Source organism: Methanoculleus sp., from assembly GCF_036677455.1.
GTDB lineage: Archaea > Halobacteriota > Methanomicrobia > Methanomicrobiales > Methanoculleaceae > Methanoculleus.
This window is the reverse complement of record NZ_JAVBWL010000052.1, coordinates 1-7,627: the sequence shown is the minus strand read 5'-3', so window position 1 is coordinate 7,627 and position 7,627 is coordinate 1. Positions and strand designations below refer to the sequence as shown.

Genomic DNA, 7,627 nt, shown 5'->3' with positions numbered 1-7,627 from the left:
CGGGGAACAGTCAGCGGCGTTATGCGCCACCAGAACAGGCCTCTTACCGAGGTTCCGGGGAAGTACCTGGCGTTCATGCAGGACTACCGGCCGGTCGTCTTCTGGAACCTCACCGACCGGTGCAACCTCGCCTGCGCCCACTGCTACAGCCGGTCCGGGCCGGACTCGAGGACGGACGGGGAACTCTCGACCGAAGAAGCCCTCGCGCTCATCGAGGATCTCGCCGCGGCGGGTGTCCCGCTCATCCTCTTCTCCGGCGGCGAACCCCTCCTCCGCGAGGACCTGCCGGAACTCGCGCGTGCGGCGGCGGACCGCGGGATCAGGACCGCGCTCAGCACGAACGGCACCCTGATCACCCCCGGCGCCGCCCGGATGATCAGGGACTCGGGTATCGGTTACGCCGGGATATCGCTCGACGGCGCGGGACCGGAGACCCACGACGCGTTCAGGGGGACTCGAGGGGCGTTTGCGAGGGCTGCTCTGGGGTTTGCCCGGTGCCGCGAGGCCGGCATCCGGACCGGCCTCCGGGTCACCCTGACGAGGGAGAACATGGGGGAACTCGAGGCCCTCATCGACCTTGCGGGGACGCTCGGCGCCTCGCGGTTCTGCCTCTACTGGCTTGTCCCGAGCGGGCGGGGGGGCGAGGCCTACGACCGGCTCCAGGTGGGGCCGGGGGAGGTGGACGCTGCGCTCACCCTCCTCTACCGTAAGGCTTCGGAGACCGATCCCGGGTCCATGGAGTTCCTGACCGTCGATGCCCCGCAGGACTGCATCCACCTCCTCCGCGCGATGGAGCGGGATGGGTCGCCTGATGTGGCCGGGGCAGAAGCGCTGGTGCGATCCTCAAACGGCGGGTGCAGCGCGGGCAAGCGGGTGGCAAACATCGACCCGCAGGGGAACGTCTACCCCTGCCAGTTCGCCCGGTCCCCTGAGTTCCTCGTCGGCAACGTCCGGGATCAACCGTTCTCACGCCTCTGGCAGGATGCAGATAACCCGGTCCTCGCCCGGTTCAGGGCGGAACCCCGTGACCTCTCCGGGAAGTGCGGCCGGTGCGGCTACCGCGACCTCTGCGGGGGTGGCTGCCGGGTGCGGGCGTATGCGGCCGGCGGGAACCTCGCCGCAGAGGACCCGTTCTGTTTTGTCGAGCGGTAAAAAGTGGTGGAGGCCCGGATCTCCGGGCTACTTCTTCCCTATCGGGATACCGAGCGCATCCGCGACGCCCTTCCCGTAGGCCGGGTCGGCCTTTCGACAGTTCTCGATGTGGCGGACTTTGATGAAGTCGGGTGCATCTCCCATCGCCCGCGCGGTGTTCTCGAAGAGGACCTGCTGCTGCTGTGGGCTCATCAGGCGGAAGAGTTTGCCCGGCTGGGTGTAGTAGTCGTCGTCATCCTCGCGGAAGTTCCAGGCTCCCCCCGCACCGGAGAGTTCCAGGAACGGGTCCTTATACTCGGGCTGCTCCTGCCACTCGCCGAAACTGTTCGGCTCGTAGCCGACGGCAGAGCCGGCATTGCCGTTCACCCGCATCTGGCCGTCGCGGTGGGAGGGGTTTGCGGCGCACTTCGGGGAGTTGACCGGGATCTGGTGGTGGTTGACGCCCAGGCGGTAGCGCTGCGCGTCCCCGTAGGCGAAGAGGCGCCCCTGCAGCATCTTATCGGGCGAGAAACTGATCCCCGGCACCACGGCGGCGGGGTTGAATGCGGCCTGCTCCACGTCCTGGAAGTAGTTCTCGGGGTTCCGGTTCAGTTCGAGGACGCCCACCTCGATCAGGGGGAACTCGCCCTTGTACCAGACCTTGGTGAGGTCGAATGGGTTGTAGGGCATCTGCTTTGCCTGCTCCTCGGTCATCACCTGGATGAACATCGTCCAGCGGGGGAAGTCGCCCCGCTCGATGCTCTCGAAGAGGTCGCGCTGGTGGCTCTCGCGGTCTTTCGCGACGATAGCCTCGGCCTCCTCGTCGGTCAGGTTCTTGATGCCCTGCTCTGTGTGGAGGTGGAACTTGACCCAGACGCGCTCGTCTCTTTCGTTGATCATGCTGAACGTGTGGCTCCCAAAGCCGTGCATGTGGCGGTAGGAGAGGGGGATCCCGCGGTCGCTCATGGTGATCGTCACCTGGTGGAGCGCCTCCGGGAGCGACGTCCAGAAGTCCCAGTTGTTCTTCGCGGACCGCATGTTCGTTTTCGGGTCGCGTTTGACGGCGCGGTTGAGGTCCGGGAACTTGTGGGGGTCGCGCAGGAAGAAGACCGGCGTGTTGTTGCCGACCAGATCCCAGTTCCCTTCTTCGGTGTAGAACTTCATGGCAAAGCCGCGGATGTCGCGTTCCGCGTCGGCCGCACCCCGCTCGCCGGCGACGGTCGAGAAGCGGACGAAAGCCTCGGTCTTCTTGCCCACTTCGGAGAAGATCTTCGCTTTCGTGAACCGGGTGATGTCATTAGTGACGGTGAATGTGCCGAACGCCCCGGACCCTTTGGCGTGCATCCGCCGCTCCGGGATCACCTCCCGGTTGAAGTGCGCGAGTTTCTCCTGGTACCAGACGTCCTGCATCAGCATGGGGCCGCGGGGACCCGCGGTCATGGCGTTCTGGTTGTCCGGCACAGGTGCGCCGGCAGCGGTGGTCAGTTTCTTCTTGTTCTCCATAGTTGCCTCCTTATCTCTCTGTAGGCGCAGTTGGGTGAGTGGATTAAAAGCGACTGATGTAAACTCTCTTCGTGTTAATTTAAGCGTTGCTGAACAGCGCGTTCGATCCCCCTGCTCAACCCCTCTGGGCGAGACCGCCGGGGATACCGGCACGTCCGGTCCCTCTCGGGGGCGCCGCAGGCGTGGCTGTTCCCGCTATGGCCCGGGGTCCAGGGTGTCCCGGTATCCCCGGCAGCGGCAGGTCGTCACCTTAATCGCGTCTCACGAGAGACAGGTGGATAGCATGCCGTACAGGCAGAACCGCCGGGAATCCCGGTGAGCGAACGCTGCACGGCCGGAACACTGCAGATATGAAGGTCTACTGGCGAGCCATCTCCCAGGCAAACAACACCCTCGCCGTCCTCTCCGCGGCGTGCGAGAGCTCCGGATACCCTTTGGCGATCACCGATGAGCCGCAGCGCGACGTCACCGTCTACAGCCTGAACTCCATCAACGAACGCCTCTATCGTGACGAGATCGCGGGAGCGGACTGCATAACGATCGTCGGCGGCCCTCACCCCTCCGCCTGCTACCGGGAGGTGGCGGAGTATGCCGATTACGTCGTCGTCGGGGAGGGCGAGTACACCCTCCCGGCGCTCCTCTCTGCCATCGAAGAGGGGAGGGACCCGCCGCCCGGGGTCGCTACCGCCGCCGGCTACACGCCCGCACGGCATACCGTCCTCCTCGACGGCTACCCGCCGTTCTCGGACCTCAAGGGGTTCGTCGAGATCTCCCGGGGATGCCCGTTCTCCTGCGGATACTGCCAGACCCCCCGCCTCTTCGGGCGGTGCATGCGCCATCGCTCCATCGACGAGATCGTTTTCTATGCGTCACGTCACCGGGATATCCGGTTCGTCACCCCGAACGCGTTCGCCTACGGGTCGGACGGTGTCCATCTCCGGCTCGACCGCGTAAAACGGCTCCTTGAAAGCCTCGACGGCAGGATCTACTTCGGCACCTTCCCCGGGGAGGTGCGCCCGGAGTGCATCTCGAGGCAGTCCGTCGAGCTCATCATCGACCACTGCGCCAATACCCGTCTGCATTTCGGGGCCCAGTCCGGGAGCGACCGGGTGCTCCGCCGCCTCCACCGGGGGCACACCGTGGAGGACGTCGTCCGTGCCGTCGACCTCTGCCGGGAGCAGGGGCTCGTCCCGGTCGTCGACTTCATCCTGGGGCTGCCGTTTGAGAGCGACGACGACCAGCGCGCGACGGTCGACCTCGTGCGCCAGGTCACCCGGGTGGGGACGGCACACATCCACTACTTCATGCCGTTGCCCGGGACCCCCCTCGGGAACAGCCGGCCCCGCCGGCTCCTTCCGGAAACCCAGAAAGTTCTCGGGAAACTGGCACTCGGCGGCAGGATAACCGGCTCCTGGATGGATCAGGAGATAAGGTTTTTTAGACGCACTTCTCATCTATAGTGCATGACGGATGTGCTACTCTTAGCAGATCTGCACGGTAACTACGGAAAGCTTGACGCTTTTCTCAGCTACGACTACGATGCAGTCATCATTGCAGGCGACATCACCAACTTTGGTCCACTTGAGCCTGTAGATTCGGTACTCTCAAACTTCGAAGTACCGTGTTTTGCAATCCCCGGCAACTGTGACCCCCGTGAGATCATCGACGTGCTCGAACGCTCAGATGCAGTCTGTCTGCACAAATCCTGGATAGCGCTCGGAAAGATAACGCTCGCAGGTCTTGGGGGTTCGAACCAGACGCCTTTCGGCACGCCGTTTGAACTTACCGAGAAGGAGATTGATGGAGACCTCACCCGGATAGTCAACCACATGGACAAGAACGTGTACAACGTCCTGCTCAGCCACGCTCCGCCGTACGGAGCGCTGGATACAGTCGGCGAGGATCACGTCGGCTGTCAGAGCATTCGGAAGCACATGACCCGGTTCGACCTGGTCTGCTGTGCTCACATTCACGAGGCACGAGGGATCACCGAGGTCGACGGCGTCACCGTCGTCAACCCCGGGCCCGCATCAGAGGGCTACGGCGCTCTCATCCACTTCGGGACGGAGCCAAAAGATATCCATATCGACCTTATTGCTGTTTAGATAGCAGCATCTCAAGATACGAGGTGTAGATCGGTGGACCGTCTACACCCAACCCTTTTGCTACCACTCCTATCCGTTCGGCAGCGTCTTCTGTACTAACTTCGGTCAGGATCTCGATCTCGATGAACGTCCCGAGGCCCTCGACGTCGTCGAGCGTCACCGTCACCTCCCCCATCTCGTAGAACTCCCGCGCCTTTGAGACCGTGGCGGTCGGCCGGAAACCGAGGCGGGAGAGGATCGCGTCAAGGGTCTCTCCTGAGGCCACCGCGAGGTTGAACTCCTCGCGGGCCTTTGCGCTCCCGACCCGGACCTTCGGCCCTTTGTAGGTCACGGTGACCCCGGTATCGTCGTACCTGACCCGTAACGCCTCGTCGGTCTCTCCGAAATCGCGGTGGGGGGCGTTGTAGTAGACGTCGCGCTCCTGCTGTCTCCTCGTCATCCGCACTTCCTGCTGGTTGAGCCGGGCCCTGATGCGGGAGATGTCAGGTGCCGCAAACTTCGCTTCTACTTCGAGCATGACATTCGCGCCAGATAGTCTCTCTGGAAGCGAGATAAACCCTCACTGCACGGGCCGGACCGTCCCGGTGGTCTCCCGCCGGATAAGATCTCTCTGCTCCCGTGCGGTGGCAAGGAGAGCACTGTCCCCGAGGTGCTCCGCAGAGACGATCGCCCGCTCGGTCAGCATCAGGCCCGTATCGTGGTCCTCGCGATGATAGAACCGGAGCCCCAGCTCCAGGTTCAGGTCCGCCGCTTTCTCGTACTCCCGCGCGAAGAAGAAGTGGCAGGCAAGCGAGAGGAGGACGTGCAGCCTGCCGGAGAGACGGTGCAGGGAACGTTCGAAACAGTCCGCGGCACGGGTGTTGAGCGATACTCGCGTGCCCGGGGTGAGTTTTAGCCTGCAGTGCTCCTGCAGGAGGGGGTGCGCGAAGGCGTACTCGCCGCCGGGGAGCCTCCGGAATGTGCTGCTCTCCTGCAGCCGGCCTGTCACATCCGTCGCCTGGACATCGAGCATGCAGGCCATGACCGGCACCGGGAACGGGGGGTTCAGGACAGAGAGCCCCTCCGCCCATCTCCTCTCCGGCCCGGGGAGCGCGGAGAACGCAAGCCCTGCCGGGTCATTTGCCCCGGCAAGCAGAGCGGTAATCGTCTCCCGGGAGGGTGTCATGCCCCGATGGCGCAGGACGTTGAAGCAGGCCATGAGGCTGAACGGGTCGCCTCCGGTCCCGTCGAGGAGGGCGGCCGCTGCCCGGTCGTCGATGGGGAGGGCAAAGCGCCGCTCCCCCAGCTCCCGGATCTCGTAGGGCTGCAGCCCGGAGAGCGGCATATGAGCGATCTCGATCTCCAGGATCTCCTGCCCCGGCCCGGCCGCATCCCCCGTCCGGCACGTGAAGGCGAGGAGGATGCCGGGCGGGAGGTCGCGGATGGTATCCAGGAGGAGGCGTCGGTCGAGGCTTGAGGCAAGGTGGACATCGTCGAGCAGGACTGCTGCAGCACGTCCGGTCCCGGCCATCAGCCTCCCGAGTTCCTGGAGCAGTTCATCGAACGCCTGGCGCACCCGGTCGTACCCGACTTCAGGCGACCGGGCGAAGATGCCGATGATCTCCTCGCCGGTCTTCGAGAGGAGGCCCACCGGCTCCACCGGGGCGGCATACTTCGCGAGGACGTCGTCGGCATACCTGACCGCCTCCTTCATCCCCTCGGTGCCGAGAATCCCCCCAAACCTCCCGGACACAGTGTGCCCCTGCAGGTCCTTCAACAGGTCGCGGAAGACCGAGAAGAGCATCCCCGGGAGGTCGAAGACCTCACCCCTGAGGACGGGCGCCTCGCCCCCGACGGGGTTCTCCTGCACCTCGTAGGCGAGCCGGTTCAGGAGTGAACTCTTCCCGATGCCGGGGGGCCCGGAGATCATCACCGCCTGCCCGTGCCCTGCTGCCCGGGAGAGGATGGTTGCGAGCCGCTCACGCTCTCTCTCTCTGCCGCAGAACTTCTCCGGGGGAGAAGGGGCGTATGAGACCCCCTCCGCCCGATGCTCTCCCTCATCCATGATCCTGCCCGTTCCCTCACCCCCGTACGATAAATACCATTCCATCCAAATAAAGTGGGACAACGAGACGCAGGCATGCGACGGGCCGGTACGGGAGGCGTATCGGCCCGATAACGCGGCTGCTCTTCAAGGTGAATGGAATGGCACTTCAGGAAGGAGATTTTATCAGGCTCAGATACACCGGCCGCGCCGGTGAGAATATCTTCGATACCACGGATGAGGAGAGCGCAAAGGAAGAGGGGATCTACAACCCGCGGGCGGAGTACGGTCCTGTCACCGTCCGCCTGGGGAGCCACCACATCATCATCGGCCTTGAGGACGAGTTGATCGGGAAGGAAGTCGGCGCCGAGGGCCAGGTTGAGATCCCGCCCGAGAAGGCGTTCGGGGAGCACGAAGAAGACGGCATGAAGTCCGTCCCGACCTCGCAGTTCCGTGAGAAGCCGAAGCGCGGGACGCGGATCGAGGTCGAGGGCCGCGAGGGCGTCGTCGTCGACGTCATCGGAAAGCGCGCGGTCGTCGACTTCAACCACCCGCTTGCCGGCAAGACCCTGACCTACTCCTACTCGATCCTGGAGAAGGTCGAGGACCCGATCGAGCAGATCAAGGGTCTCATCAAGCTCTTCTCGGGCCGGACCGACATCGGGATCACCATCGCCGACGGCGTGGCCGAATTGACGCTTCCGCCCGCGATCACCTACGACCGGCGCTGGATGGTCTGGCGGGGCACCCTCGTCCGCGAGATCTTCGAGAACTACTCCGATGTCAACGACGTCGTCATGAAGGAGACGATCTCGCGCCCGGCCACGCCGGAGGCTGCAGCCGAGATCGAAGAGGCTGAAGAGTC

At 64.3% G+C, this 7,627-nt stretch carries 7 protein-coding genes; 4 read left to right on the top strand and 3 right to left on the bottom strand.

The window, feature by feature from the left end:
* Positions 1–1,152 (top strand): radical SAM/SPASM domain-containing protein (locus V6K60_RS12805; RefSeq protein ID WP_332450919.1); only part of this gene is annotated, 1,152 nt, incomplete at its 5' end.
* A gap of 27 nt (positions 1,153–1,179) precedes the next feature.
* Here V6K60_RS12805 and V6K60_RS12800 read toward each other — a convergent pair.
* On the bottom strand, positions 1,180–2,634 hold the full coding sequence (locus V6K60_RS12800; RefSeq protein ID WP_332450918.1) for a catalase: 1,455 nt from the start codon (positions 2,632–2,634) through the stop codon (positions 1,180–1,182).
* A gap of 350 nt (positions 2,635–2,984) precedes the next feature.
* On the opposite strand from V6K60_RS12800, the gene V6K60_RS12795 reads away from it, so the two are divergent.
* Together V6K60_RS12795 and V6K60_RS12790 are read left to right on the top strand one after the other, a co-directional pair.
* On the top strand, positions 2,985–4,094 hold the full coding sequence (locus V6K60_RS12795) for a TIGR04013 family B12-binding domain/radical SAM domain-containing protein (RefSeq protein ID WP_332450917.1): 1,110 nt from the start codon (positions 2,985–2,987) through the stop codon (positions 4,092–4,094).
* A gap of 3 nt (positions 4,095–4,097) precedes the next feature.
* Positions 4,098–4,739 (top strand): metallophosphoesterase family protein, encoded by a 642-nt coding sequence (locus V6K60_RS12790; protein WP_332450916.1) that lies wholly within the window; start codon positions 4,098–4,100, stop codon positions 4,737–4,739.
* Here the strand turns inward: V6K60_RS12790 and cyaB are convergent.
* A complete protein-coding gene (gene cyaB / locus V6K60_RS12785) occupies positions 4,726–5,256 on the bottom strand; it encodes a class IV adenylate cyclase (protein WP_332450915.1) in 531 nt (176 codons plus the stop codon). The two genes, V6K60_RS12790 and cyaB, sit on opposite strands and share 14 nt — an antisense overlap.
* Positions 5,257–5,298: 42 nt before the next feature.
* Positions 5,299–6,783: an AAA family ATPase gene (locus V6K60_RS12780; protein WP_332450914.1), complete on the bottom strand. Its 1,485-nt coding sequence runs from the start codon at positions 6,781–6,783 to the stop codon at positions 5,299–5,301.
* Between the two features lie 140 nt (positions 6,784–6,923).
* Between V6K60_RS12780 and V6K60_RS12775 the strand changes: the two genes are divergently transcribed.
* On the top strand, positions 6,924–7,627 hold a 704-nt coding region (locus V6K60_RS12775), incomplete at its 3' end, for a peptidylprolyl isomerase (RefSeq protein ID WP_332450913.1).